Source organism: Nocardiopsis sp. iso_25 (assembly GCF_056173305.1).
In genome coordinates this window covers 5425407-5450221 of record NZ_CM149667.1, presented here as the reverse complement: position 1 = coordinate 5450221, position 24815 = coordinate 5425407, and the positions used below count along the sequence as shown (strand labels likewise).

Genomic DNA, 24815 nt, shown 5'->3' with positions numbered 1-24815 from the left:
GGCCTGCCGGATCGCTCCCGCGGGCCACCTGGTTCAACGAGGGCGCCGCGCCGCGCATTCCGCGCCCCGCGGGCCCGTGACGCACGCCGCCGCCGGGACGGCGCGCCGAGGGCGTCGCGCAAGGGGCAGGGGAGAAAGGTGTGAGGGATGTCGCGCAGGAGAAGGGTGCGGGGAGGGGCTCGTCCGGCACCGTGCGCACCACTCTGTGCGTGCCGTGACCAGGCGATAACGGCGTGGCCTTAACGCTGGCAATACATGCCCGGATAGTAGTCTCGGCCCACGATGGGAAATGTGCCGCCACCGCCTGGTTCGTCCTGGCCCGCCGCGCCCGAGGGGCCGGAGGGGCGGACTGCCGGGTCCTACACGCAGGAGCAGACCTGGGCGGATCCTCCCGGAGGGGGGAGGCTGACGCCGCCCGGGGGCTACGCCGTGGCCGCCGCCGACCCGGACGTGTGGGCCTGGCCGCCGCCGCGGCCGGTGCGCAGGAACCACTTCGCCCGCGCCGAACTCCCCGCGGACGAGTCCTACCACAGGCTGGGCCGCACGTCCCGCTTCCGCTGGTGGTTCACGCCGCTCACCCTGGCCGTCCTCGCGGTGCTGGTCTTCTTCCTGTGGATGGCCATCATCCTGTCGGTGACGATCGTGGCGATCATCAACGGCAGCGGGCTGGCCCCGGACTCGGTCACCCTGAGCGTGATCGCGGAGATGGCCTTCGGGCTCCTGGCGTCGGCGCTGTTCATCCCCATCGTCATCTTCCTGGTCCGCGTCGTGCAGTGGCGCCGGATCGGCTCCCTGTTCTCCGTCGAGGGACGGCTGCGCCGGGGGTGGCTGGTCCGCTGCACGGCGGTGGCGGTCGTCCCGGTCGCCCTGTGCGTCGTGGCCTTCCTGCCGCTGGCCGAATTCCTCCAGCCCGACCTGGTGCCCCGGGAGGCCTCCGGCGGAACCGAGGTGTTCGCCGCGGCGATGACCGCCATCGTGCTGCTGGTGCCGTTGCAGTCGGCGGCCGAGGAGCTGACCCTGCGCGGCATGCTCATGCAGCTGGTGGGCGCGCTCGGCGCCCGTCCCGACGAGCGGCGCGGCCGGTCGGCGGTCTCGCGGGTTCTGCGCTCCCCGGGCCCGGCCATCCTGGCCAGCGGAACCCTGTTCGCGGCGCTGTACCTGGCCACGCACCCGGGCGACCCGTGGACGACCGCGGCGCTGGCGGTGATGGGGCTGGGGATGTCCTGGCTGACCTGGCGCACCGGCGGCCTGGAGGCGGCGATCAGCCTGCACGTGGTCAACAGCCTCGTGCAGTTCACGCTGTGCGTGTTCGAGGGCCGCATGGAGCAGATCGGCACCGGGGTCATGGTCGGTTCCGGCCTGCCCCTGGGCGCGGGCACGCCGCTGGTGCTGGTGCTGACCCTGATCCAGGTGGGGCTGTACGCGCTGGCGGTGGTGTGGCTGGCGGGCCGCCGCGGGGTGCGGCGCAGGAGCGCGTCCGCCGTCCGCTAGGATCCGTCGGCTCCGGGCCGGGCGACCGGCTCGCCCAGTGGGGCCTCCCCGGGCTCGTGGACCGCGTCGCCGCCCTGTTCGGGGAAGACCCACGTGCGGTAGGAGAAGAACCGGAAGAGCGTGCCCAGGCCCACCCCGACCACGTTGCCCGCGATGTTGCTCGCGAGCGGGCCGTCGAACCCCAGCACGTACACCGAGAAGCCCAGGCAGGCCAGCTGGAGCAGCATCCCGACGCCGTTCATCAGCAGGAACAGCGCGGTCTCGCGGCCGTAGCCGGTCCGGGCCCGGTCGCCGAAGGTCCAGAACCGGTTGCCCACGAAGGCCACCGCGATCGAGCACAGCGTCCCGATCACCTGCCCCGTGAGCGGGCCCGCCCCGGCCGCGCTCCACAGCAGGTTGGTCGTCCCCAGCTGCACCGCGTAGGCCACGGCGCCCACGGAGCCGAACTTGCCCACCTCCCGGACGAGCTTGGCGATCCCGGGATGGCGGGAGAGGAAGTCGCGCACGTTCTGCGCCTCCGGTCCTGTGGTCTGGGTGGTCGGGTCCGCCTCCGCGCGGACCCGTCCCGGCCGGGACGCCGACCAGTGGCGGAGGGGCCCGGGACCGCCGCGTCCGCACGCCCTAGACTCTAGCCGGGGGTCGCACCAGGACCCCGGCCGCGGGTTCCGAGCCGATCCGGCCAGGTCCCGCCGCGCGGGGCCGTCCCGTCACCGCGGTTGACGAGCAGCATGTGAGTTGAGGAACTGTGAGCGAGCGTAACCGCACCGTCCCGCGCGTGGGAATGGTGGGAGGGGGCCAACTCTCCCGGATGACCCACCAGGCGGGCATCGCCCTGGGGGTCGACTTCTCGGTCCTGGCGACCAGCCCCACCGACAGCGCCGCGCTGGTGTGCGGTGACGTCTCCCTGGGCGACGACCGCGGCCTCGACGACGTCCTGGCCTTCGCCAAGGCCCACGACGTGGTCACCTTCGACCACGAGCACGTGCCCGAACCGGTCCTGCGCGCGGTCGAGGAGGCCGGGGGCCTGCTGCGCCCCGGCCGCGACGCGCTGCGCTTCGCCCAGGACAAACTGCGCATGCGCACCCGCATGGCCGAGCTGGACGCGCCCTCGCCCCGCTGGCGGGCCGTCACCACCCTGGAGCACGTCACCGCCTTCGCCGGGGAGACCGGGTGGCCGGTCGTGCTCAAGGCGGCCCGCGGCGGCTACGACGGCAAGGGCGTGTGGGTCGTCGGCGGCGCCGACGAGGCGCGCGGGGTCGTGGACCGCGCCGCCGCCGAGGAGGTGCCGCTCCTGGTCGAGGAGAAGGTGGACTTCTCGCGCGAGCTGGCCGTGCAGGTCGCCCGCTCCCCGCACGGGCAGGTCGCGGTCTACCCGGTCGTGGAGACCGTGCAGCGCGGCGGCATCTGCCACGAGGTGATCGCCCCCGCCCCGGACCTGTCCGAGGACAAGGCCGTCCGCGCCCAGCAGCTGGCCATCGAGATCGCCCAGGCGCTGGACGTGACCGGGGTCCTGGCCGTGGAGCTGTTCGAGACCGCCGAGGGCGTGGTCGTCAACGAGCTGGCCATGCGCCCGCACAACTCCGGCCACTGGAGCATCGAGGGCGCGCGCACCTCCCAGTTCGAGCAGCACCTGAGGGCCGTGCTGAACCTGCCGCTGGGCTCGCCGCGCACCAACGCCCCCTACACCGTCATGGCCAACCTGCTGGGCGGCGAGGACCCCGAGGTCTACCGCCGCTACCTGCACGTGATGGCGAAGGACCCCGAGGTGAAGGTGCACTTCTACGGCAAGGACGTGCGTCCGGGCCGCAAGATCGGGCACGTCACCGTGATGGGTGAGGACTACCGTGACCTGCTGGCGCGCGCGCGAGGCGCCGCCGCCTACCTGCGAGGAGACGAACAGTGACCGACAGCGCCAACGGGCGGGACGCGAGGGGCCCCGTGGTGGGCATCGTGATGGGCTCGGACTCCGACTGGCCGGTGATGCGCGAGGCGGCCGAGGCCCTGCGCGAGTTCGACGTCCCCTTCGAGGCCGACGTGGTCTCGGCGCACCGCATGCCGCACGAGATGGTCTCCTACGGAGCCGAGGCCGCCGGTCGCGGCCTGAAGGTGATCATCGCCGGCGCGGGAGGGGCGGCGCACCTGCCGGGCATGCTGGCCTCGGTGACGACCCTGCCGGTGGTGGGCGTCCCGGTGCCGCTCAAGTACCTCGACGGCATGGACTCGCTGCTGTCCATCGTGCAGATGCCCGCCGGGGTGCCGGTGGCGACCGTGGCCGTGGGCGCGGCCCGCAACGCCGGTCTGCTGGCGGTGCGGATGCTGGCCGCGGGCGACCCCGCGCTCACCGAGCGCATGGCCCGCTTCCAGGAGGAGCTGAGGGAGCAGGCCCACGCCAAGGGCGAGCGGCTGCGCCGCGAGGTGGAGAGCGGGGGCAGGCCCACCGGCTTCGGCCGCTAGGCAGTGTTTTTTGGACCTCCGCTCCGCTTCGGTCCCTGTTCGGGCGCCCGGAGCACGGGAACCTTCGGCGCCTACGACGGGTTCGCTCGTTCCCCACGAACCCGTCTCCGGCCCCTCCAGAACCCCGTGGGCGCCCGAACCAACCCCCCCACAAGCTGAGGCCGGTTCAAAAACGGACCCCAGGCCGCCGACGCCCGAACGGCCCCGGTACCCGTCACACGGGTGCCGGGGCCCTCGTGTGCCCGCTCAGCCCTCGGAGGGCAGGAGGACGCGCAGGCCCTCGAGGGCCTGCTCCACGGTCGGCAGCATTTCCGGGTCGATGAGGTACTGGATGAGGTAGCCGGTGACGAAGTTGTAGGCCATGGAACCCAGACCGGCCTCGACGGCCGGGTCGACCTCCCCGGGCTCCAGGTCGAGCAGGAGCGCGGCCAGCCCCCGGCGGGCGCCCCTGAGGCCCTCGGCCAGCACGGCGCGGACACCGTCGTCGAACTGGGCCTGCGCGTAGGCCTGGACACTGGCGACGAGCAGGTCGCGCTCCTCGGGCAGGGTCCGGAAGAGCGAGTCGAGCAGGACGCGCAGCCTGTCGGCCGGGGCCTCGGTACGTGAGGCGGCGACAGCGGCCTCGAAGGTGTCGCCCCACTCCCCGGTCGCCTCGATCACGGCCGTGTTCATCAGGTTGTCCTTGGACCCGAAGTGGTACCCGATGGAGGCCAGGTGCGCTCCGGAGGCGGCGGCGATGTCGCGCGCCGTGGTCTTGCTGTAGCCCTTCTCCACCAGGCACTTCCTGGCGCCCGCCAGCAGGTCGTCGCGTTGGCTCATGACCGCGATCCTAGCATCTGAACGTACGTACATATTGACACCTGATTTTGACGTACGTACGATCACGGCCATGAACCCCCAACGCGCCACCGCCCGTACCTGGGCCGGACTGGCCCTTCTACTGATCCCGGCACTGCTGGTGTCCATGGACATCTCGGTGCTCTTCGTCGCCGCGCCCGCCATCGCCGAGGCGCTGCGACCCACGTCCGCGCAGTGGCTGTGGATGATGGACGTCTACGGCTTCGTGCTCGCCGGACTGCTCGTCACCATGGGAAGCCTGGGCGACCGGGTCGGCCGCAGGCGCCTGCTGCTCACCGGCGGGGTGCTCTTCGGCACCGCGTCCGTGCTGCTGGCGCTGGCGCCCTCGCCGGAGCTGTTCATCGCCGGGCGGGCCCTGCTGGGCGCGGCCGGGGCGACCCTGGCGCCCTCCACGCTCTCCCTGGTCCGGGACATGTTCACCGACCCCCGCCAGCGCGGCGCCGCGGTCGGGGCCTGGACCGTCGCCTTCACCGGCGGCGCCGTCGCCGGGCCGATCCTCGGCGGACTGCTCCTGGAGTTCTTCTGGTGGGGCTCGGCCTTCCTCGTCAACCTGCCGTTCATGGTCGTACTGGTGGCCGCCGCACCCCTGCTCGTGCCCGAGTCGCGCGACCCGGAGGCCTCCGGCTTCGACCTGCCGGGCGCGGGCCTCTCGCTCGCGGCAGTCCTGGGCCTGGTCTACAGTGCCAAGCGCCTGGCCGAGCACGGGGCCGACCCCCACGCCCTCACCGCCCTGGCGGCCGGATCGGCGCTCCTGGCGCTGTTCGTGCTCCGGCAGCGCCGCGCCGCGCACCCGCTGATGGACCTCTTGCTCCTCGCCCGCCCCGCCTTCACCGCCGCGATCATCGGCAACCTGGCCCTGTCCTTCGCCGTCGGGGGGATGGGGCTCCTGACCTTCACCTTCCTCCAGACCGTGCACGGCCTGAGCCCGCTCCACGCCGCCCTGTGGGCGCTGCCCACGATCCTGGGCACCGTCCTGGGCGCGGTCCTGGCCGGCTCGCTCGCGCCCCGGGCCAGACCCGGCGCGCTCATGGCGGCGGGGCTGGCCCTCAGCGCGGCGGGGTTCGCGGTCGTGGGCCTGGTGGACACCGACACCCGCCTGGCGGTGTTCCTCGGCGGCTACACCCTGCTGACCTTCGGGGCCGGTGTCATCGGAACCCTGGCCAACACCCTGGTCCTGGCCACGGCCCCCCGGGAGCGCGCCGGAGCCGCCGCGGGGATCTCCGAGACCAGCACCGAGTTCGGCACCGCCCTGGGCATCGCGGTCCTGGGCACCGCCGCAGGCGCCGTCTACCGCACCTCCGTGGCGGACGCGCTGCCCTCGGTGGAAGGGACCGCGGCCGAGACCGTCACCGGAGCCCTGGCCGCCGCCCCGCGGGCGCAGGACCCCGGAGCCCTGCTCGACGCGGCCTTCGCCGCCTACACGGCCGGGGTCAACACCGCCGCCCTCATCGGCGCGGGCGTGCTGGCCGCGGTAGCGCTTCTGGTCGCCGTCGCCCTGCGGAGGCTGCCGCCCGGCACCGGCGAGGAGTCCGGCGCACCGGCCCCGGCAGGCGGAGCACCGGCCCGTCCGTGACCGGAGCGCCCCGCGTGCCGACCGCCGTTCCCGCCGCCGGGCCGGTGCGCCCGGGCCCCACGGGGACGGGCGCACCGGCGCCCGTTCACCTCGGTGCGGTGTCGAGGCGGCCGGCGGAGCCCCCGGCCGGGACGCACTCCCCGGCCGGGCGCTGCTCCAGGTGGCCGCCCTCCATGAGCTGGTCGACCGAGGCGTACTCCGCCTCGGGCGCCTCCACGACCCCCTCGGCGGGGACGAGCACCTGTTCGCCGCCGCCGGACTGCTCGAAGTGCGGGGCGATCGGCCCCACCAGCGCGGTGAACTCCTCGGTCACCTCGTAGCAGTTGTAGTTGTGCTCGGGCCCGTCCGGCCACGTGTTCAGCGAGTCCGGCGGCAGGGCGCGCCGTTCGTACGGAGCCCCCGCCGGGGCCAGGAACGTGCCGCGCGGGGAGCCGAAGCGGTCCAGCATCCACCCCTCGGGCAGGACCCGCAGCTCGGTCACCGGCTCGCCGTCCTCCACCACGAAGCCCATGTGGTCGGGGTAGTCCCAGCCCTCGGGTGTGGCCCAGCGGTCCAGGAACGCTTCGGGGGAGAGGCCGCCGAGCCGCTCGTACCCCTCCAGCAGCGCGCCGACCGGCCCGTCCTCGGGCAGGTCGGCGGGGCCCAGGCGGGGGTCGCCGCACAGGTACCGCTTCAGGTCCTCCTCGCTCGGCGGCGGGTCGAGCACCGGGCACCGCACCTCCTGCGGGGCGAACGGCGCCGACGGCGCGGGGGGCGCGGGCACCGCGTGGGCGGGCTGGGCCGCGATGAGCAGGGCCAGCGCGGTGCCGACCGTCACGGAAAACTTCACGGGTGGGACTCCGTCCGTCCTCGGACGCCCGGCACGGTGCCGGGCGCACACAGGCAGTTACGGAGTGAAGTCAACCATGATCACCGTGTCACGACGGGGGTTCCGGCCCGAAAAGCGGACGGCCGGGCCCGCGCGGGCCCGGCCGTCGTGCGCGATGCGGGGGAGGGGCTACTGGCGGCCCAGCGCCCGGTAGGTCCAGCCCGAGGCGCGCCAGTACGTGGGGTCGAGCGCGTTGCGCCCGTCCACGATGCGCTTGCGGGCCACCACCCCGGCCAGCTCCTCCGGGTTGGCCTCGCGGAACTCCGCCCACTCGGTGAGCAGCAGCACCACGTCGGCGCCGCGCGCCGCCGCCAGCATGGAGTCGGCGTAGTTCAGCTCCGGGTGCGCCTCGCGCGCCCGCTCCAGCGCCCGCGGGTCGTACACCGTCACCTGGGCGCCCAGGGAGGCGATGGTGGAGGCCACGTCCAGGGCGGGCGAGTCGCGGATGTCGTCGGAGTTGGGCTTGAACGCCGCGCCCAGCACGGTCACCGTGCGCCCGGCGAAGCTCCCGCCGATCAGCTGGCGGGCGATGTCGATGGTGCGCGCGCGGCGGCGCTGGTTGATCGCGTCCACCTCGCGCAGGAAGGACAGCGCGGGCTCCACGCCCAGCTCGTCGGCGCGCGCCATGAACGCGCGGATGTCCTTGGGCAGGCAGCCGCCGCCGAAGCCCAGGCCCGGGCCGAGGAACTTGCCGCCGATGCGGTCGTCGTAGGACAGCGCCTCGGCCAGCTGGATGACGTCGGCCCCGGCCACCTCCGACACCTCCGCCATGGCGTTGATGAAGGAGATCTTCGTGGCCAGGAAGGCGTTGGCCGACACCTTGACCAGCTCGGCGGTCTGGAGGTCGGTCAGCAGGAAGGGGACGCCGTCGTCGATCTGGCGCTGCCACAGGGCGCGCACGGCCTTCTCGACCCGGGGGGAGTCGGTGCCGATCACGATCCGGTTCGGGTGCAGGGTGTCCTCCACCCCGAAGCCCTCGCGCAGGAACTCCGGGCTCCACCCCAGCTCGGCCTCCTCGCCGACGGGGGCCAGCGCGGACAGCCGGGCGGCGAGGGTGGCCGCGGTGCCCACCGGGACGGTGGAGCGGCCCACGACCACGGTGGGGCGGGTCAGGTGCGGGGCCAGCTGGTCCACCGCCGCGTTGACGTAGCGCAGGTCGGCCGCACCGGAGTCGTCGCGCTGAGGGGTGCCCACGCAGATCAGGTGCAGGTCGGCGAACTCCGCGGCCTCGGCGAAGGAGGTCGTGAAGTGCAGGCGGCCGGTCCCCAGGTTGGCGGTGAGCAGCTCTTCGAGCCCGGGCTCGAAGAAGGGGACCCTGCCGGAGCGGAGCATGTCGATCTTGGCGTCGTCGACGTCGAGTCCCAGGACCTCGAACCCCATCTCGGCCAGGCAGGCCGCGGTGGTGGCACCCAGGTACCCGGTACCGATGACGGAGACGCGCATACGGTCCGCTTCGACCACTGGTGGTGTCCTTCCTCGCTTTCGTCCGCTCCCGTTTCGCTGGTTGTGCCCGCTGAAGGCGGTCAACACCCTGCTTGAGGGCAGAAAACGGACATTGTTCAGCCTACGGGTGTGCCCGGGGCGCGATGCATCACCTTACGCGCCGGGGCGTGGCGCACGACCGAACGCCGCGTGAACAGTCAGGCGCTCAGGCTACCGGTGGGCGCGGCGTATCGGCCACGGGGGCGTGTTCAGCGCCTCCGACCGAATCTCGGCCCGCCCCCGCCCAGGGGCGTCCACCCGGAGCCGTCCTCCCCGCGGCGGAAGGGCGTGGTCGTCTTGTCCGGGTCGTCCTCGAAGCCGCCGGGATCGCCGCCGATCCCGGCACCGGGGCCGGCTGCGGGGTCGTCGGCGGGCCACGCCGGGTCCGGGACGCCGGGGACCGCGTCGGGGACCGTGTCACCGACCGGCCCGCGCCGGTACTCCTCCCGGCTGGCGCGCGCCACGACCCGGCGCTCGGAGGGCATGATTCCGTCGTTCGCGGCACGCCAGCGCAGGGGCATCGCGGCGGAGAAGAGCAGCAGCGTCCCCAACGGGAGCGCCACGGCCAGACCCGCGCCCGAGGGGTAGAGGAAGCTGTCCTCGTTCAGCCAGGACAGCGCCGCCCCCATGGACGCCGGGTGCGCGACCGGCCACAGGCTCAGCGCCGTGAGCAGGGCGCCGCTGGCCCCGGCCACCAGCGGCGACAGCCGGGACGCCACCAGGTAGGCGCACACCGCCCCCAGCAGGCCCAGCACCACCGCCGACGACACCGTCGCCACGGTCACCTCCCCCTCGGCGAACCGGGGGAGCAGGCCGGACGACCAGGCCGCGGCGACCCACAGCACGGGGGCCAGGGCGACGCCGCCGAGCAGGCCTACCAGATGGTGCAGCACGGTGATTCCTTCCCTCGCGTCACCCGCAGACGTTCTCCCGCGCGGTCGAGACCGAACCGGCCTCCTCCGCGGCCGAGGGCTCCTCCCGCGGAGTGGCGTCCGCGGTCTGCGGGGCCTCGAACGCCGTGTAGTCGAACCCGATCACGATCTGGAGCCCACCGTCCAGGGCGTTGTCCTCGACCGTCTGCGAGCCCGGCATCATCCCGGCCACGTACTCGGCCGCGGCCGCGTCGTCGGGGCCGTGGCGCACCTGGGTGGTGGCGACGTCGAGGCTGCTCCAGTTCTGCGCCGGGGAGGCCACCTGGAACCCGGCCGCGGCCAGCTCGGCGTCCAGCTGCGCTCCCAGGCCCGCGGTGCCGATCCCGTTGAACACCTGGACCCGGATGTCCTCGGGCCGCGGCTCGGACCCGGACCGGTCCTCCTCCCCGGACCCGTCGACGGGCCGGTCGGCCCGGACCGCGGCGAACAGCTCGCGGGCGGCGGGCTCGTCCCACAGCACGGCGACGTCGCCGCGCGGCGTCCAGTACTCCATGTCGGCGATGGGCACCTGGGTGAAGGTGACCTCGCCCAGGTCGATGTCGCGCATCTGGTAGGCGAGCTCGTTGATGGTGCTGGTGTCCAGCCCCTGGTCCACGGTCACCGACGACAGGGCGCTGTCCAGGAAGGCGGTCAGCTTGGCCGGGTCGGAGAGGGTCTCGGTGCTCATCGCCTGGTCGAGCATCGCGGACAGGACCTGCTGCTGGCGCTCGATCCGGTCCAGGTCGCCGCGCGTGGTGGCGCGGGTGCGGGAGAAGGCCAGGGCCTCGGCCCCGTCCACCCGGTGCGTGCCCGCCTCCATGTCCAGCTGGGCCTTGGGGTCGTGGATCGCCTCGGGCAGGCACACCTCGATGCCGCCCAGGGCGTCCACCACGTCCACGAAGCCGTTGAAGTCCACCTCGACGTAGTGGTCGACGCGCACGTCGGTCACCGACTCCACGGTCCGCACGGCCAGCTGGGGGCCGCCGTGGGCGTAGGCGGCGTTGATCTTGTCCGGGCCCTGGCCGGGGATGTCCACCCACAGGTCCCGGGGGATGCCGATGACGGTGAGCTGGTCGCGGTCGTGGTTGAGCCGCACCAGCATCATGCTGTCGGAGCGCTGGCCCGGTGTGGAGCCCACGCTCAGGTCCTCCTGGGCCTCCGCGCTCATCTCGTCGCGGTTGTCGGAGCCGATCACCAGGAAGGTCAGGCCGCCGGTCTGCTCGGGGCGGCCCTCCTCGGACAGGCCGCCGAACACGTCGAACCGGTTCAGGGCCCCCGACATCCACCCGGTGAGCGCCCACGAGGTGCCCGAGGCGAGCAGGACCAGAACCGACAGCGCGCTCATCACCAGCAGGCCGGTACGGCGCCGACGGGTGGCGGCGCTGGGCACGGTCACCCGGCCGGACCTGGGGGAGCGTTCGGGCGGGAGGGGCTGCGAGCGCCGGCGGCGGAACTCCTTCGCGGGTCCCTGCCGTCCCGCCCTGTCATCGCTCATCGGCGTCCCCGTCCCAACCGGTCAACGGTGTCCTTATCTCTAGGTTGTCACCCGATTCGCCGAAGCGCGCGGGATGTCAACCCCCGGCGTGTTGTCCTCCTCTTTGCCTGTCCCTCTCCTTGTTGTGACGCCGTGAACTGCGCGGGGGTTCCGCGTGGGCGGTGTCATCCTGAGCCGTATCCGGTACCTCCACGTGACCGAAATCGCGCTCCGATGCGGTGACAATGTCCTGGCCCGGCCACGCCGGGCCCGGCCCACGGCCGAACGGGGCCCCTGTCGCGTCCGGCAGGGTCCGCGCGGGCGCACCAGCCGCGCGGTTCCCCTCACACATCCCTCTCGCAGCACGGAGTTCCAGTGACCCACCCCTACCCCGAGGCCGTCTCCAGCAGGAGTTGGCTCGTGGCCCTCCTACTCTGCCTGTTCGTGGGCACGATCGGCGTCCACCGCTTCTACACGGGCAAGATCGGCACCGGCGTCCTGATGATCCTCACCTGCGGCGGCGCCGGCGTGTGGACGCTCATCGACCTGATCATGATCATCGTCGGCTCGTTCAAGGACGCCGAGGGCAGGCCCGTCAAGAACCAGGCCTGAACCACGGCGGCCCCGGCCCGGCTGACTCGCCGGGCCGGGGCCGCGGCGGTGGTGCAGTACCGTTGACGCGCGTACGACACCCTCCTACGCAGTCCCGACACGTCTTGACCCTGGGAAGTGCCCGTGTCCTGGCCGCCTGTCTCCGTCGTCATGCCCGTACTCAACGAAGAGCGCCACCTCGCCGCCGCGGTGGAGCACGTCCTCGCCCAGGAATACCCGGGCGAACTGGAGGTCGTGCTCGGGGTCGGACCCTCCTCGGACCGCACCCGCGAGGTCGCCGACGGGATCGCCGCCGCCGACCCGCGCGTGAAGGTGGTGGACAACCCCACGGGAAGGACCCCCTCCGGGCTCAACGCCGCCATCGGGGCCTCCTCGCACGACATCGTCGCCCGCATCGACGGGCACGCCATGATGCCCTCGGACTACCTGCGGGTGGCCGTGGAGACGCTCCGCGAGACCGGCGCAGACAACGTCGGCGGGATCATGGCCGCCGAGGGCACGACCCCGTGGGAGAAGGCTGTCGCCGCCGCCATGACCTCCAAGGTGGGCGTGGGCAACGCGCGCTTCCACACCGGCGGCGAGGGCGGCCCGGCCGACACCGTGTACCTGGGCGTCTTCCGGCGCTCGGCGCTGGAGCGGGTCGGCGGCTACGACGAGGCGTTCCTGCGGGCCCAGGACTGGGAGATGAACCACCGCATCCGCACCACCGGCGGCACGGTGTGGTTCCAGCCGCGCATGCGGGTCTCCTACCGCCCCCGGCGCAACGTGCGCCTGCTCGCCAAGCAGTACTTCCACTACGGCCGCTGGCGCAGGGTGGTCTCCCGCCAGCACAAGGGCACCATCAACCTGCGCTACCTGGCCCCGCCCGTCGCCCTGGCCGGTGTTGTCGCCGGGCTGGTCGGCGGCTTCTTCCTCTGGCCGCTGTTCCTGGTCCCGGCCGCCTACCTGGCCCTGGTCACCGCCGCTTCGGTGCCGCTCGGCCGCGGCCTGCCCGCCGCCAGCCTGCCGATGATCCCGCTCGCGCTGGCCACCATGCACATGTCCTGGGGCGCCGGGTTCATCACCAGCCCGCCCGGACTCGGCTCGGACTCGCGCACGGCGCAGGCCGCCCGGACCTGAGCCGCCCTCCCTCCCCGGCCGCTTCCGGCCTCGGCCCTCTCTCGTGCGGGAGAGGGCCTTCTGCTAAGCAGGGGTGAGGGACGGGCGAGGGAAAGTGGGTGTCATGGACGACTTGCGCGGCAACCAGGCCGTGTGGCGGTTCGACGGTGAGACGGTCGCGATCAGGTACGAGGCCCAGGGCTGGTTCAAGGACCCCCTGCTCAAACGGATCGGCCAGCTCGAACTCCCCGTGGCCGCGATCGCCGAGGTCGACTTCCAGCCCGGAGCGGGCCCCAGGAAGGGGTGGCTGCTGCAACTGCGCCTGCACGAGCGGACCGACCCCTACGCGGCGGTCGGCGCGATGCTCAAGGAGAAGTCCCAGCCCTTCCGGCTCACCGGCCAGGCCAGCGGAGAACTGGTCGCCGAGTACCTGGCCGACCAGATCCGTTTCGCCGCCGAGCAGAGCGGGCCGCCCGCCCCCGACACGGCCGTGCGCCTGGTGCCCCGGCTGCCCTTCCACATCCAGACCTCCGAGGGGACCGCGACCCTGGACGGCTCCACCGTGCGCCTGGTCTGGTCCGGCGGCGAGGCGGGCGGGCGCAAGCGCCGGGCGCAGCGCCGTGAGTACGACCTCTCCGAGATCACCGGGGTGGACTGGGCGCCCTCCGACGGCTGGGAGTGGGGCTACATGCGCCTGGTCACCGCCGACACCGGCGGCAAGGACACCGGCAAGCCCAAGCAGGACCTGCACGCCCTCGTCGCCGAGGAGGGGGCGGAGGGCTACGACACCCTGCTCATGGCCGCGGCCGTCACCGCCCACGTGTGGGCCGCGCAGGAGTCGGGGCCCGGCGGCCGGGACGGGCGCGGCGTCGCGGCCAGGCTCAGGGACCCGCGGTGGTGGCTGGACGCGGCGGTGCGCTCCACCGACCAGCTGCGGAGCCTGTCCGCGGGGCCCGCGGCCCCGAACGCGGACGCGGGCGCGGGCGCGGACACGGCGGGGGAGGGCGCCGGACCCGGCGCGGGACCGGCGGCGGTGGCGGAGGGCGGAACGGCCCCGGCGCTGCGGGCCGGGGAAGCCGAGGAGGAGGCGAACGGCCGACCCGACACCGAGTGGATCTTCCGGCAGATCGAGAGCCTGGGCGAGCTGCACGCCAGGGGGCTGCTCACCGACGAGGAGTTCTCCGCCAAGAAGGCCGAGCTGCTCGGCCGCATCTGAGGCCACGCCCGGTCCCGGGACCCGTTGGCCCGGGACCGGCGGCGGAACCCGGCCGGAGGGGCCGGCGCGGCGGGACGGGGACCCGGTTCAGGACCCCGCGGAGGCGCCGCCCTTGAGCGCGGACACCGCCCCGGGGACGTCGTCCACCACGACCGCGTCCATCCCCGCCTCGGCGAACCGCGCCGCGTCCACCGGGTCCGGGCACCAGGAGACGACCTCGATCCCCGCCCGGTGCGCCAGGTCCACGGTGTACTCCACCGACCGGCGGTCCGGGCGGGGAGCGTCACCGGACAGCCCGAACGAGCGCGCGTCGATCGCCACCACCGGGCACCCCATCCCGGCGGCGCCCGCCACGGCCTGGTCCAGCGGGTTGCGCACGAACGGCATCCACGCCGTGGGCACCGCCGGGACCTCCTCGCGGACGGCGAGCAGGACGCCCGGGTCGAAGGAGCAGACGAACACCCGGCGGCGCCCGGCCTCCCTGCGCAGGTACGGCAGGAGCAGCGAGACCGTCCGGCGCGAGGGGGCGTCGACCGCGTCCTCCATCACCGACTTGACGTCCACGTCCAGACCCACCCCGGCCGGGATCGCGGCCAGTCCCTCCTCCAGGCCGACCAGCCCTGCCTCGGCGCACTCGCGCGCGGTCAGCTCCACGACCGCGCGGCCGTCGTCCAGGGCGGCGTTGTGGTAGAGGACCAGCGCGTCGTCGGCGGTGCGGCGCACGTCGATCTCGACCCAGTGCGCCCCGGCCCGCGCCGCCGCGGCGTAGGACTCCGGCGTGTTCTCCCGGGCGCCGTCCACCACGCCGCGCCCCGCGCCGCGGTGCCCGACCACCTCGGTCGCCTCGAAGACCCGGCTCACGCGTCCGCCCCCGACAGGGCGGCGCGCTCGCGCGCGCGGCGCAGCAGCGTCTCGGCGACCTCCACGTCGCCCGGGTTCGTCACCTTGATGTTCGTCTCCTCTCCCGGCACGATCCGCACCTCCTCCTCCGGCAGGTACCGCAGCACCACGCCGCAGTCGTCGGTGGCTACCAGGTCCGGGTCGGCCGCGGCCAGTTCGTAGGCGCGGCGGGCCACGCCGAGCCGGAAGCCCTGCGGGGTCTGCATCCTGCGCAGCTCCGCACGCGGGGGGACCTGCGCGATGACCTCGCCGCCGGAGCCGCCGGGCGCCACCCGCACCACGGTGTCGGCGCTGGGCACCGCCACCCCGACCGCGCCCGCCTCCGCCAGCGCCGCCACGCACGCGCTGATGACGGCCGGGCTCACGAGCGGGCGCGCGGCGTCGTGCAGCAGAGCCAGGTCGGTGTCGGCGGCGCCGCCCATCGCGGCCAGGGCGGCGAGGGAGGTGCCGGTGCGGGTCGCTCCGCCGGGGAGCACCGCGGTGACCTTGGTGAACCCGGCCGCGTCGACGATCCCCCGGACCCGGTCGAGGTACTCCTCCACCATGAGCACGACGATCTCGTCGACGTCCGGGCACGCCTCGAAGGCGGCGATCGCGTGCTCCAGGATGGGTCGGCCCTCCAGGGGCAGCAACTGCTTGGGCGCGGGCGCACCCATCCGCGCGCCCACCCCTCCGGCCAGAACCGCCGCGATCACGCGCGGACGCATGGCTCCACCTCTTCCGTCGTCCACGGCCGCCGTCCACAGCGGCCGGATACCCCTGGTGCGCCCGGTCGCGTTCGGGTTTCCTGGATGTACAGGGGGCCCACCCGTCGCCCTCCACCACCCTCAACGGACGCGCTCCGCGCGCAGTTTCCTCCGGACTCGCCGACACCGTGCTGCCCGCGCACCGTGCTGCCCGCGGGCCCGATGCGCTCCCGGCCGAGGCTAGCCGACGGTCCGCCGCGCGGCGCCTCCGCCCGGCGCTCCGGGTCTGCCTCGCCTGGCGCATTCCCTGCCCCACCCACCCGAGGCCCTGCTCCGTCCCGCCCGACGCCTCCCGCCCCGCCCGCTTCCTCGTGCGCGGGCGACCACCCGTGTGCGGACGGTGTGCGTCGGCACCGCGCCGCCCCGCCCCGTGCGGGGACCATCCCGCCTTCCGGTACCACTTCTGCAGGGCCGGTGCCCCCGCCCGACGGCGTATCCGACCGGCACGGCGCCCCGTTCCACACGGCACTCCGAGCCCCGCGCGGCCTCCGCACGCTTCTTCCGGCCTCTCTGGGCGAAGGTACAAAACGCGCATTGGTGACAGGTGGGGTGGCACAGCCCGTCGTTCGCAGCGGTAACCTATGGACGCCTGTATGGCGTGCCCGGTGCCGACCTCCTCCCAGAAGCGGTCGTTGAACCGGGCGCGGTCCGTGACATCCCCCGGTCGCCCGGACACGCTCCCCCGTTTCGGTACGCCGTACGGGGTGGACCGCGTATCCCGGCCGGTGCGCACAGGCGAGTACGAGCACGCCCGTCCGGCCTCAGCGTGGACCGGACGAGACATCAACCCTTGGAGGTGGCGGTGGCGTCAAGGGCGCTGGCCGTCTGGGAGCACCGGAAGGTCGTCGGCCTCCTGGTCCGGCGCGACCTGAAGGTCAAGTACCAGCAGTCCGTACTGGGGTACGCGTGGACGATGTTGGAGCCGCTGGCTCTGACGATGGTCTACTTCGTCGTCTTCGGCGTCATCCTCAACGCTGAACGGGGTATGCCGCCGGAGGCCTTGGCACAGGGCGGTTTCCTGCTGTTCCTGGTGGCGGGGATCCTGCCCTGGAACACCTTCGGGGCGATCCTGTCCGAGGCCCCCCGCGCGATGATCACGCACGCCAAGCTGATCACCACCATGAAGGTGCCGCGGGAGATCTTCCCCATCGCCACGGTCGGCACGAAGTTCGTCGAGTACCTGCTCACCTGGCCCGTGCTGATCCTCTTCGTGATCTTCCTCGGCGGCAGGCCCTCGTGGGAGGGCGTGCTGCTGTGGCTGCCGCTGGCCATCGTGCTCCAGTTCGTCTTCGGGCTGGGCCTCACCCTGTTCCTGTCCGCGGTCAACGTGCTGCTGCGCGACGTCGAGCGCCTGGTGCGCATCGCCTCGCGCATCCTGTTCTACGGCTCGGCGGTCCTCTTCCCCGCCTCGCTGGTGCTCACCGAGCCCAGCGTCCCGGAGTGGGCGAAGACACTTTTCCAGTTGAACCCGCTGCTGGGTATCTTCGAGATGCACCGTGCCGTGTGGTTCGCCGGGTTCGACGAACTCACCCCGAGCACGCTCGCGCTGACCTCGTCGGTGGTCGGTTCGGTCCTCATGCTGATCATCGGATACTGGACGTTCCGCCGTCTGGAGATGTCCGTCCTGAAGGAGCTGTGATGGCGCAGACGACCTACGGCGCCGGGACCACCGGTCCGGTCATCGAGGCCAAGGGCCTCGGCGTCAAGTTCGCCGTGAACCGCCGACGCAAGCGCAGCCTGCGCGAGATGTTCATCCACGGCACCAAGCGCGACCCCAACGCCGAGGGCGACGAGTTCTGGCCGCTGCGCGACGTCACGTTCGAGATCGGACGCGGCGAGTGCGTGGGCATCGTGGGCAAGAACGGCACCGGCAAGTCGACCCTGCTCAAGCTGATCGCCGGGGTGCTCATCCCCGACGAGGGCGAGGTGCACGTCCACGGCAAGGTCGCCCCGCTGCTGGAGCTGCGCGCCGGGTTCAACGACAACCTGACCGGCCGCGAGAACGTGTACCTGGTCGGCTCCCTGCACGGGATGACCGAGAAGCAGATCGACGAGCGCTTCGACGAGATCGTCGACTTCGCCGAGATCAAGCCCAAGTTCGTGGACACCCCGGTGCGCCACTACTCCAGCGGCATGAAGGTCCGGCTCGGCTTCGCGCTGATCTCCCAGCTGGAGCACCCGATCATGCTGGTCGACGAGGTGCTCGCGGTCGGCGACAAGGCCTTCAAGCGCAAGTGCTACGAGGCCATCGACCGCATGCTGGCCAACCAGCGCACGATGGTCCTGGTGTCGCACAGCGAGAGGGACCTGCGCCGGTTCTGCAACCGCGGGCTCTACGTCAAGGACGGCGGGCTCGCCCTGGACACCGACATCGACGCAGCGCTCGCCGCCTACAACGACGACACCCAGGCGGAGATCGAGGAGCGCAAGAAGCGCGACGCCGAGAAGAAGAAGCGCGCGGAGGAGAAGGCCAGGAAGGCCGCCGAGGCCGACAACGGCGGCGACGGCGGCCAGGCGGTCTGAGCCGCCCGGGCCCGTCCGGCCCCCGCCGAACGCGCTGACGCACCGACGCGCACCACCGGAGACCGTCCGGCGGTGCGCGTCCGGCGTTTCGCCACATGTCCGGACAGGGGTCCGTGCCGTCCCCTCCCGTCGCGATGATCCTCGCGTGTGTCAGTGATTGAACCGTTACACAGAGTGAGAAACGGTGTCTCCCATCAGAGCTGGGAGAGGACACGTCCATGGCCCACAGCGGCACCGTGGCGCGGCTGGCCGCGCGGATGCTCGAACGCCGACACGTCACCCGCGCCGGGGTGGCCCGGATCGGCGTCCTGGGCGCCGTCGGCGCGGCGGTCTGGTTCTCCCGCGCCGACGCGGTCGGCGGCCTGGCGGGCTCGGCCTTCCTCGGCGCGGTCCTGTTCTGCGACGCGGTCCGCGAGCGCATGCGGGCCGACCGGCACGACGCCCTCACCCTGTGGCTCGCGGCGATGCTGTCGCAGCTGCGCGAGTACGCGGTCTACCTCGGCCTGGCGGCGGGCGCCGTGGCAGCCGGGATCGACGGGGCCTGGGGGTGGGCCGCGGGCGCGCTCGTCGCCCTGGCCCTGCGCGACTCGCTCCTGGCGGCCGGGTCCGCTCCGGCCGACCCCGAGGCGGGTCCCGGCCGAAGAAGATCCCCCTCGTCCGCCCAGGGGCCCGCTGGCGGCCTCCTGGGGGGTCTGGCGCCCCGCCCGCCGCAGGGGCCGCGCGTCAGCGACCCCGGACTGACCGCGCGGCTGTTCGGCGCCACTGTGGTGGACGGCACAACGGGCGGTTCGCGCCCGGTCCGCGCCCCCGCCGGGGCCCGCGCCGAGGCGACGGCCGTGAACGGGCACGCGGTCAACGCCGTCCCCGCCAGCGCCGCCCCGGTGAACGCGGCCACCGGGCACGGGACGCCCTTGTGCGGAAGCCCCGAGGAGGGGGCCCGACCCGCCCCCTCGCCGCTGCGCCGGATCGCGGACTTCCCCCAACCCGTGCGCTTCCTGGCCATCGCGGTGACCGCCACGCTCTGGGACGCGCGCGTCGCCTTCGTCACCCTCGTCGTCGGCTGCGTCGTCGCCGCCACCGCCCGACTCGCCGATCCCGCGCGGAGCCGACGGTGAACGCGAGCGCCGCGCACGGGGGCTCGGACCGGGAGTGGTCCGTCCCGGTCCGTCCCGACCTGCGGTTTCTTCGTGATGACAGTCACATGGCGCTGCTGCTCGGCCGGATCGCCCCGGGGGGAGCGCCGCCCCTGCTCACGGCGCTCACCGGACTCCTGGTCGTCGGAACGCTCCTGGCGGCAGGCCAGGGACGGCTGGCAGGCATTACCCTGTTCGCACCGGTCGCTGCCCTGCTACTGTCCGGACTGGCCTCGGGCCATCCCCACGACGGACGGTTCGACTGGCTCGTGCCACCCGTCCTGCGCGTCACCGAGTACGGATACCTGGCGGTCCTGGGGCTGGCGTCCGGTGTACCGGGTCCACTGGTGTTCGTACTCTTGATGGCGGTCGCCTGTCACCACGGCGACGACGTGGCCCGTCCCGCGGTCGGCGCGGCCCGCCCCGCAGGGGTGCGCGCCGCGGCCCTCGGCTGGGACGGCCGCATGCTCGTCATCGCGGTCGGAGGAGCGCTGCACGCGCTCGCCCCCGCCTACGGCATACTCGCCGGATACCTGGCGGTGCTGCTCGTCCGCGAGGCCGTGCGCACCTGGAGCGCGACACCGGTGGCCGACGTACGCGCCAGCGCCGCCCCCGGCGAGGGCGACACGGACCCGGGGGATCAGCGGATCCCCCGACCAGGCCACGCAGACGGGGGCCAACCGGCCGCCGGAACGAACGGGGAGGCGTGAGAGCCCTCCCCGACTAAGGAGGAACACGCCCTCATGCTCGGAATGGTTCTCGCCGCAGGCGCGGGGCGCCGTCTACGCCCCTACACCGACACCCTGCCCAAGGCGCTGGTGCCCGTCGACGGTGAGACGACCATCATGGACATCTCGCTGCGCAACCTGGCCGCGGCCGGGCTGACCGACGTCGTCGTCGTGGTCGGCTACCGCGCGGAGGCGGTCGAGGCGCGCAAGGAGGCCCTGGAGGAGCGCCACGGCGTCAAGCTCACCCTCAGCCACAACGACAAGGCCGAGGAGTGGAACAACGCCTACTCCCTGTGGACCGCGCGCGAGTTCTTCTCCGAGGGCGTCCTCCTGGTCAACGGCGACACGGTTCACCCCGTGAGCGTCGAGGAAACGCTACTCGCCGCGCGGGGACCGGAACTGCTCCTCGCGGTGGACAGCGCGAAAAGCCTCGCTGACGAGGAGATGAAGGTGACCCTCGACGAGGAGGGCCACCTGCGCACGATCACCAAGCTCATGGACCCGGCCACCGCCGCGGGCGAGTACATCGGCGCCACCCTCATCGAGGGCTCCCTGGACGCCCGTCTGGCCGACGCCCTCAAGACCACCTGGGAGCGCGACCCGCAGCTGTACTACGAGGACGGCTACCAGGAACTGGTCAACCGCGGCGAGAAGGTCGCCGTGGCGCCGATCGGCGAGGTGGACTGGGTCGAGGTCGACAACCACGACGACCTGGCCAAGGCGAGGGAGATCGCATGCCGCTACTAGCCCGCATGCTCCCCTCCCCGCTGGCGATCGACGTGCGCCGGGGAGCCGTCGCGTCCCTCGGGACGCTGCTCGCCGACCGCAGGATCGCCACCGAGGGCCGCATCGCCGTGGCCGTCGGCCCGGGCCAGGGGGCGCAGATCGCCTCCGAGCTGGACCTGCCCAACTGCGAGGTCTTCCACGTCGAGGAGGGCACCGTCGACGCCGCGACCGAGCTGGGCAAGAAGCTCCGCTCGGGCGCCTACGAGGCGGTCGCCGGGATCGGCGGCGGCAAGACCATCGACGTGACCAAGTTCGCCGCCACCATGGCGGGGATCCCCATGGTGGCCGTGGCCACCAACCTGGCGCACGACGGCATCGCCTCGCCGGTCAGCTCGCTGGAGCACGAGGGCGGCAAGCCCTCCATCGGCGTGACCATGCCCATCGCCGTGGTCATCGACGTCGACTACGTCCGGGCGGCCCCCTCGCACCTGGTGCGCTCGGGCATCGGAGACGTGGTCAGCAACATCTCCGCCATCGAGGACTGGGAGCTGGCGGGCCGGGTCAACGGCGAGCCGGTGGACGGCATGTCCGTCACCTTCGCCAGGGTCGCGGCCGAGGCGGTCCTGCACCGCCCGGACTCGGTGGAGTCCGAGGCCTTCCTCACGGTGCTGGCCGAGGGCCTGGTGCTCTCGGGTATGGCCATGTCGGTGGCCGGGTCCAGCCGTCCCGCCAGCGGCGCGTGCCACGAGATCCTGCACGCGGTGACCCAGCTCCACCCGGGCACCAGCAACCACGGCGAGCTCGCCGGGCTGGGCGCGCTGTACGCGTCCTTCCTGCGGGTGCGGCACCTGGACTGGTCGGAGGCGCGGATGAACGAGATCCGCGACTGCCTGATCCGTCACGAGCTGCCCGTCGTGCCCTCCGACGTCGGACTCGACGAGGCGGAGTTCGCACGGGCGGTGGTCCACGCCCCGGACACCCGTCCGGGCCGGTTCACCATCCTGGAACACCTGAACCTCTCCGAGGACGAGATCGGACGGAGCGTCAAGGACTATGTCGAAGCCGTCGGTCGCTGAGGTCCGCGCGGGCGGCCAGCCCGCCGGCATCAAGGAGAGGACGAACGAGGAGCACTGGGCGGGCCGCCTCTACATGCGCGACCTGTCCCCGTACCTGACCACGTTCTTCGTCCGGCTCGGCGTCCCCCCCAACCCGATCACCTACCTGATGATGGCCTTCGGCGTGCTCGCCGGGGTCGTGGTCGCCTTCGGCGGCCTGTGGTCGGCGATCGTGGCGGCGCTGTTCGTGCAGGTGTACCTGCTGCTGGACTGCTCCGACGGCGAGGTGGCCCGCTACACCGGACGCACCAGCGTGGCCGGGATCTACCTGGACCGCATCGGCCACTACGTGTCCGAGATCGCGCTCCTCATCGGCCTGGGCGTGCGCGCCCAGGGCGAGTGGGAGGCGGGCGGCTGGGTGATCCTGGGCATGGCCGCGGCGATCGGCGTGGCGCTCATCAAGGCCGAGACCGACAACGTGGTGGTGGCGCGCGCCAAGGCGGGCCTGCCCGAGAAGGTCTCGGACGAGGCGATGCGTCCGCGCTCGTCGGGTCTGAGCCTGGCCCGCCGCCTGGCCTCGGCGCTGATGGTGCACCGCCTCATCCAGGCCGTGGAACTGTCCCTGATCGTCGTGGTGGCGGCCGTGGTGGACGCCTTCCTCGGCGACCTGACGGCCACCCGGATCCTGGTCGCGGCGTGCGCCGCGGTGGGCGTGCTGATGAGCTTCGCGCACTTCGTGAGCGTGCTCGCCTCGCGCCGCCTCGAATAGCGCGGACAGTTCGGGCGCCCCCGGCCCGAACCGGGTCGGAACGTCACGAACGACGCGCCGATGACGTTGACGTCACGAACGGGGCCGTGCAGGTTACCCTGTCCACGGTCCCGTCCACCTTCCCTTTATTCTTTCGTTAGTCTGTTCCTGCGATCGTTGGCCGTGTGTCAACCTTCCAGTAACACCTCGTCCACTGAACGGTCGCAACCATGGCCACACCCGTGATTCCGTCCTCACCGAGCCCGGAGAAGCCGGAGGTGACGGTCTCCCCAGCGCCCAGAGCCGAACGGAGCCGCCCCCAGGTGTCCGCGCCCACCCTGTCCTGCGTCCTGCTGACGATGGGCAACCGTCCCGCCGAGCTGCGCCGGGCCATCACCAGCGTGTTCGAGCAGGAGGACGCGGACGTCGAGGTCGTGGTCGTCGGCAACGGCGCGGACCTGCCGGAACTGCCCGAGGGCGTCACGCGGGTGCGCCTGCCGGAGAACGTGGGCATCCCCGAGGGGCGCAACCACGGGGTGCGCGCGACCAGCGGCGACATCATCCTCTTCCTGGACGACGACGGCTGGTACCGCTCCGGGGACCTGGCCCGCCACGTGCGCGAGCGCTTCGCCGCCGACCCGTCGCTGGGCGCGCTGTCCTTCCGCATCGCCGACCCCGACGGCGGCCCCGACCAGCGCCGCCACGTGCCCCGCCTGCGCGTGGGCGACTCCCGCAAGTCGAGCGTGGTGACCACGTTCCTGGGCGGGGCGTGCGCGATCCGGCGCACCGCCTTCGAGGCCGGGGGCGGCCTGCCGGGCGACTTCTTCTACGCGCACGAGGAGACCGACCTCGCCTGGCGGATCATGGACGCGGGCTACGGGATCGAGTACGACGCCGACGCGGTGATGTACCACCCGGCGGTGGCGCCGACCCGGCACGAGAACTTCTACCGGCTCAACGCCCGCAACCGGGTGTGGCTGGCCCGCCGCAACCTGCCCTGGCCCCTGGCCGCGGCCTACCTCGGCACCTGGGTCGGGCTGACCGTGCTGCGCGAGCGCGACCGCGACGCGCTGCGCTCGTGGTTCGGGGGCTTCCGGGAGGGCTGGCGCGAGGAGGCCGGTCAGCGCACCCCGATCAGCTGGTCGACCGCGTGGAGGATGACCCGCGCCGGACGCCCGCCGATCATCTGAGCCCCCGTTCGACCCCGGCGGCGGGCGGTGCCCGCCGCCTCCGGGCGCCGGTGGACGGCCCGGTCACGACAGCGAAGAGCCCCCTCGACCGACGGGTCCCGGAGTTCCAGAACTCCTCGGACCCAGTGGTCGAGGGGGCTCTTCGCTCAGCTGGTGGCCGCGTCGCGGTGGCGCACCCTGGGGGTGCGCTCCTTCGGTGCGAAGTGGGGCCAGGTCGGCGTTCCGCATTCGGCCGCGTGCAGTGCCGCGCGCACGTTGGCGGAGAACAGGCGGGAGGCGTCCTCCAGGGTCGCGGCCTCCACGCCCATCGTCACCGAGAGCGTGCGGTTGGCCAGACTTCCCACCACGTCGGGATCGACGATGCCGGGATCGCGCTCCTGGAGGTTGTCCAACTCGTCGACGAAGCGGTCGACGAAGTCGTCGAAGTCCCCGTCACTGTTGGCGCCGTTCCGTGCTTCGAAGGAAAGGTCGGCTACGAGGTGGTGTGTGGTCACAGGCCCCGCTCCTCCCAGCATGTGGCCCGACGCAGCTGCCCCAGCAGGTCTTTGAGGTGATTTGCCCCGGAGAGCGTGAGCTTAACGGTCTTGAAGTGTTTCTCCGGGCACGGGCAGTACATCTTGTAGTACTTCTTCCTGCGCTCGACCCTCCACTGTCTGGCCTCGGCCGCCCGGAGCGCGGATTCCAGATCCTTGTTCGGGTGTCGTGGACGAACCATGCGCAGTCCCAGCCGGTCACTCAGGGGGAAGAAGGGGCAGCGCCCGAGCGGGTGTGGCCCAAGCGTAGGTGAAGCCTAGGGGAGTGGGCTCCGACGGATCGGCGGTTCGGTGTTTTCGGCACGGATTCCTCGGAACGGGACGCAGTGGGGACAGGGCGGCAGGCGGGAACTCGGCGCGGCGTCGGAAAACTGTTGCCGCTTGACAATAGTTGACTCTGGCGGCATTGTTTACGGTTGGGAAGCCCGCCCCGAGGTGGCGGCTGCCCAGGGCAGGGCGGGAACGCCGGGGTTCCACCCACACGTGGCGCCGGACC

The 24815-nt window shown here is 72.9% G+C and carries 25 protein-coding genes; 15 read left to right on the top strand and 10 right to left on the bottom strand.

Annotated features, from left to right (window positions below; genetic code table 11):
• Positions 1-429 precede the first annotated feature (429 nt).
• Positions 430-1491 carry a CPBP family intramembrane glutamic endopeptidase gene (locus AC0VX6_RS23400; protein WP_274978237.1) on the top strand — a complete coding sequence of 354 codons (1062 nt, stop codon included), beginning with the start codon at positions 430-432 and terminating at the stop codon, positions 1489-1491.
• Here AC0VX6_RS23400 and AC0VX6_RS23395 read toward each other — a convergent pair.
• On the bottom strand, positions 1488-1997 hold the full coding sequence (locus tag AC0VX6_RS23395) for a GtrA family protein (protein ID WP_475466076.1): 510 nt from the start codon (positions 1995-1997) through the stop codon (positions 1488-1490). The genes AC0VX6_RS23400 and AC0VX6_RS23395 overlap by 4 nt on opposite strands.
• Before the next feature lie 239 nt (positions 1998-2236).
• On the opposite strand from AC0VX6_RS23395, the gene AC0VX6_RS23390 reads away from it, so the two are divergent.
• Both AC0VX6_RS23390 and purE read left to right on the top strand, forming a co-directional pair.
• Positions 2237-3394 (top strand): 5-(carboxyamino)imidazole ribonucleotide synthase, encoded by a 1158-nt coding sequence (locus AC0VX6_RS23390; protein ID WP_475466074.1) that lies wholly within the window; start codon positions 2237-2239, stop codon positions 3392-3394.
• Positions 3391-3945 (top strand): 5-(carboxyamino)imidazole ribonucleotide mutase, encoded by a 555-nt coding sequence (gene purE / locus AC0VX6_RS23385; protein WP_475466072.1) that lies wholly within the window; start codon positions 3391-3393, stop codon positions 3943-3945. The genes AC0VX6_RS23390 and purE overlap by 4 nt, the downstream gene beginning before the upstream one ends.
• Positions 3946-4191: 246 nt before the next feature.
• On the opposite strand, the gene AC0VX6_RS23380 is transcribed toward purE, so the two are convergent.
• Positions 4192-4764 (bottom strand): TetR/AcrR family transcriptional regulator, encoded by a 573-nt coding sequence (locus AC0VX6_RS23380; protein ID WP_274974674.1) that lies wholly within the window; start codon positions 4762-4764, stop codon positions 4192-4194.
• 70 nt (positions 4765-4834) lie between these two features.
• Here AC0VX6_RS23380 and AC0VX6_RS23375 point away from each other — a divergent pair, with 70 nt between their 5' ends.
• Positions 4835-6376 carry an MFS transporter gene (locus tag AC0VX6_RS23375; RefSeq protein WP_475466070.1) on the top strand — a complete coding sequence of 514 codons (1542 nt, stop codon included), beginning with the start codon at positions 4835-4837 and terminating at the stop codon, positions 6374-6376.
• 85 nt (positions 6377-6461) lie between these two features.
• Here AC0VX6_RS23375 and AC0VX6_RS23370 read toward each other — a convergent pair whose 3' ends face one another.
• The 4 genes from AC0VX6_RS23370 to AC0VX6_RS23355 form a co-directional block, all read right to left on the bottom strand.
• On the bottom strand, positions 6462-7205 hold the full coding sequence (locus tag AC0VX6_RS23370; RefSeq protein WP_475466068.1) for a TNT domain-containing protein: 744 nt from the start codon (positions 7203-7205) through the stop codon (positions 6462-6464).
• Between the two features lie 168 nt (positions 7206-7373).
• Entirely contained in the window at positions 7374-8705 is a 1332-nt protein-coding gene (locus AC0VX6_RS23365; protein WP_212642871.1) for a UDP-glucose dehydrogenase family protein, read from the bottom strand.
• 230 nt (positions 8706-8935) lie between these two features.
• On the bottom strand, positions 8936-9619 hold the full coding sequence (locus tag AC0VX6_RS23360; protein ID WP_475466066.1) for a YIP1 family protein: 684 nt from the start codon (positions 9617-9619) through the stop codon (positions 8936-8938).
• Positions 9620-9638: 19 nt separating this feature from the next.
• Complete coding sequence (locus AC0VX6_RS23355; protein ID WP_475466064.1) at positions 9639-11132, bottom strand: LCP family protein; 1494 nt, start codon at positions 11130-11132, stop codon at positions 9639-9641.
• 354 nt (positions 11133-11486) lie between these two features.
• On the opposite strand from AC0VX6_RS23355, the gene AC0VX6_RS23350 reads away from it, so the two are divergent.
• The 3 genes from AC0VX6_RS23350 (at position 11487) to AC0VX6_RS23340 (ending at position 14037) form a co-directional block, all read left to right on the top strand.
• Positions 11487-11723, top strand: a complete 237-nt coding sequence (locus tag AC0VX6_RS23350; RefSeq protein ID WP_274974669.1) for a TM2 domain-containing protein — start codon at positions 11487-11489, stop codon at positions 11721-11723.
• A 123-nt stretch (positions 11724-11846) separates the two neighbouring features.
• Positions 11847-12842: a glycosyltransferase family 2 protein gene (locus AC0VX6_RS23345; RefSeq protein ID WP_212642875.1), complete on the top strand. Its 996-nt coding sequence runs from the start codon at positions 11847-11849 to the stop codon at positions 12840-12842.
• Between the two features lie 103 nt (positions 12843-12945).
• Positions 12946-14037: a DUF4429 domain-containing protein gene (locus AC0VX6_RS23340; RefSeq protein ID WP_274974668.1), complete on the top strand. Its 1092-nt coding sequence runs from the start codon at positions 12946-12948 to the stop codon at positions 14035-14037.
• Between the two features lie 87 nt (positions 14038-14124).
• Here AC0VX6_RS23340 and AC0VX6_RS23335 read toward each other — a convergent pair whose 3' ends face one another.
• Positions 14125-14898 (bottom strand): glycerophosphodiester phosphodiesterase, encoded by a 774-nt coding sequence (locus AC0VX6_RS23335; RefSeq protein WP_274974667.1) that lies wholly within the window; start codon positions 14896-14898, stop codon positions 14125-14127.
• Entirely contained in the window at positions 14895-15644 is a 750-nt protein-coding gene (locus AC0VX6_RS23330) for an IspD/TarI family cytidylyltransferase (RefSeq protein WP_274974666.1), read from the bottom strand. The genes AC0VX6_RS23335 and AC0VX6_RS23330 overlap by 4 nt, the downstream gene beginning before the upstream one ends.
• A gap of 829 nt (positions 15645-16473) precedes the next feature.
• On the opposite strand from AC0VX6_RS23330, the gene AC0VX6_RS23325 reads away from it, so the two are divergent.
• The 8 genes from AC0VX6_RS23325 (at position 16474) to AC0VX6_RS23290 (ending at position 23786) form a co-directional block, all read left to right on the top strand.
• Positions 16474-17322, top strand: coding sequence for an ABC transporter permease (locus AC0VX6_RS23325; protein ID WP_274974665.1), 849 nt, complete (start codon positions 16474-16476; stop codon positions 17320-17322).
• Positions 17322-18206, top strand: a complete 885-nt coding sequence (locus AC0VX6_RS23320) for an ABC transporter ATP-binding protein (protein ID WP_274974664.1) — start codon at positions 17322-17324, stop codon at positions 18204-18206. Before AC0VX6_RS23325 ends, AC0VX6_RS23320 begins: the two co-directional genes overlap by 1 nt.
• 218 nt (positions 18207-18424) lie before the next feature.
• Positions 18425-19321, top strand: coding sequence for a hypothetical protein (locus AC0VX6_RS23315; protein WP_475466060.1), 897 nt, complete (start codon positions 18425-18427; stop codon positions 19319-19321).
• Positions 19318-20049 carry a DUF5941 domain-containing protein gene (locus AC0VX6_RS23310; protein ID WP_475466058.1) on the top strand — a complete coding sequence of 244 codons (732 nt, stop codon included), beginning with the start codon at positions 19318-19320 and terminating at the stop codon, positions 20047-20049. The genes AC0VX6_RS23315 and AC0VX6_RS23310 overlap by 4 nt, the downstream gene beginning before the upstream one ends.
• Before the next feature lie 33 nt (positions 20050-20082).
• On the top strand, positions 20083-20814 hold the full coding sequence (locus AC0VX6_RS23305) for a phosphocholine cytidylyltransferase family protein (protein ID WP_475466057.1): 732 nt from the start codon (positions 20083-20085) through the stop codon (positions 20812-20814).
• A gap of 5 nt (positions 20815-20819) precedes the next feature.
• Positions 20820-21869, top strand: coding sequence for an iron-containing alcohol dehydrogenase family protein (locus tag AC0VX6_RS23300; protein WP_047867984.1), 1050 nt, complete (start codon positions 20820-20822; stop codon positions 21867-21869).
• On the top strand, positions 21847-22617 hold the full coding sequence (locus tag AC0VX6_RS23295; protein ID WP_248771951.1) for a CDP-alcohol phosphatidyltransferase family protein: 771 nt from the start codon (positions 21847-21849) through the stop codon (positions 22615-22617). The genes AC0VX6_RS23300 and AC0VX6_RS23295 overlap by 23 nt, the downstream gene beginning before the upstream one ends.
• Positions 22618-22919: 302 nt before the next feature.
• Complete coding sequence (locus tag AC0VX6_RS23290; RefSeq protein WP_274978233.1) at positions 22920-23786, top strand: glycosyltransferase family 2 protein; 867 nt, start codon at positions 22920-22922, stop codon at positions 23784-23786.
• A gap of 146 nt (positions 23787-23932) precedes the next feature.
• Here AC0VX6_RS23290 and AC0VX6_RS23285 read toward each other — a convergent pair whose 3' ends face one another.
• Both AC0VX6_RS23285 and AC0VX6_RS23280 read right to left on the bottom strand, forming a co-directional pair.
• A complete protein-coding gene (locus AC0VX6_RS23285; protein WP_475466055.1) occupies positions 23933-24280 on the bottom strand; it encodes a hypothetical protein in 348 nt (115 codons plus the stop codon).
• Positions 24277-24501 carry a hypothetical protein gene (locus tag AC0VX6_RS23280; protein WP_475466054.1) on the bottom strand — a complete coding sequence of 75 codons (225 nt, stop codon included), beginning with the start codon at positions 24499-24501 and terminating at the stop codon, positions 24277-24279. Before AC0VX6_RS23280 ends, AC0VX6_RS23285 begins: the two co-directional genes overlap by 4 nt.
• Positions 24502-24815: the final 314 nt, after the last annotated feature.

Bases quoted from the DNA above. Each gene is read 5' to 3' on its own strand.
- AC0VX6_RS23380 (WP_274974674.1), bottom strand. From the start codon at position 4,764: ATGAGCCAACGCGACGACCTGCTGGCGGGCGCCAGGAAGTGCCTGGTG.
- AC0VX6_RS23375 (WP_475466070.1), top strand. From the start codon at position 4,835: ATGAACCCCCAACGCGCCACCGCCCGTACCTGGGCCGGACTGGCCCTT.
- AC0VX6_RS23355 (WP_475466064.1), bottom strand. From the start codon at position 11,132: ATGAGCGATGACAGGGCGGGACGGCAGGGACCCGCGAAGGAGTTCCGC.
- AC0VX6_RS23340 (WP_274974668.1), top strand. From the start codon at position 12,946: ATGGACGACTTGCGCGGCAACCAGGCCGTGTGGCGGTTCGACGGTGAG.
- AC0VX6_RS23330 (WP_274974666.1), bottom strand. From the start codon at position 15,644: ATGCGTCCGCGCGTGATCGCGGCGGTTCTGGCCGGAGGGGTGGGCGCG.
- AC0VX6_RS23320 (WP_274974664.1), top strand. From the start codon at position 17,322: ATGGCGCAGACGACCTACGGCGCCGGGACCACCGGTCCGGTCATCGAG.
- AC0VX6_RS23315 (WP_475466060.1), top strand. From the start codon at position 18,425: ATGGCCCACAGCGGCACCGTGGCGCGGCTGGCCGCGCGGATGCTCGAA.
- AC0VX6_RS23305 (WP_475466057.1), top strand. From the start codon at position 20,083: ATGCTCGGAATGGTTCTCGCCGCAGGCGCGGGGCGCCGTCTACGCCCC.
- AC0VX6_RS23300 (WP_047867984.1), top strand. From the start codon at position 20,820: ATGCTCCCCTCCCCGCTGGCGATCGACGTGCGCCGGGGAGCCGTCGCG.
- AC0VX6_RS23295 (WP_248771951.1), top strand. From the start codon at position 21,847: ATGTCGAAGCCGTCGGTCGCTGAGGTCCGCGCGGGCGGCCAGCCCGCC.
- AC0VX6_RS23280 (WP_475466054.1), bottom strand. From the start codon at position 24,501: ATGGTTCGTCCACGACACCCGAACAAGGATCTGGAATCCGCGCTCCGG.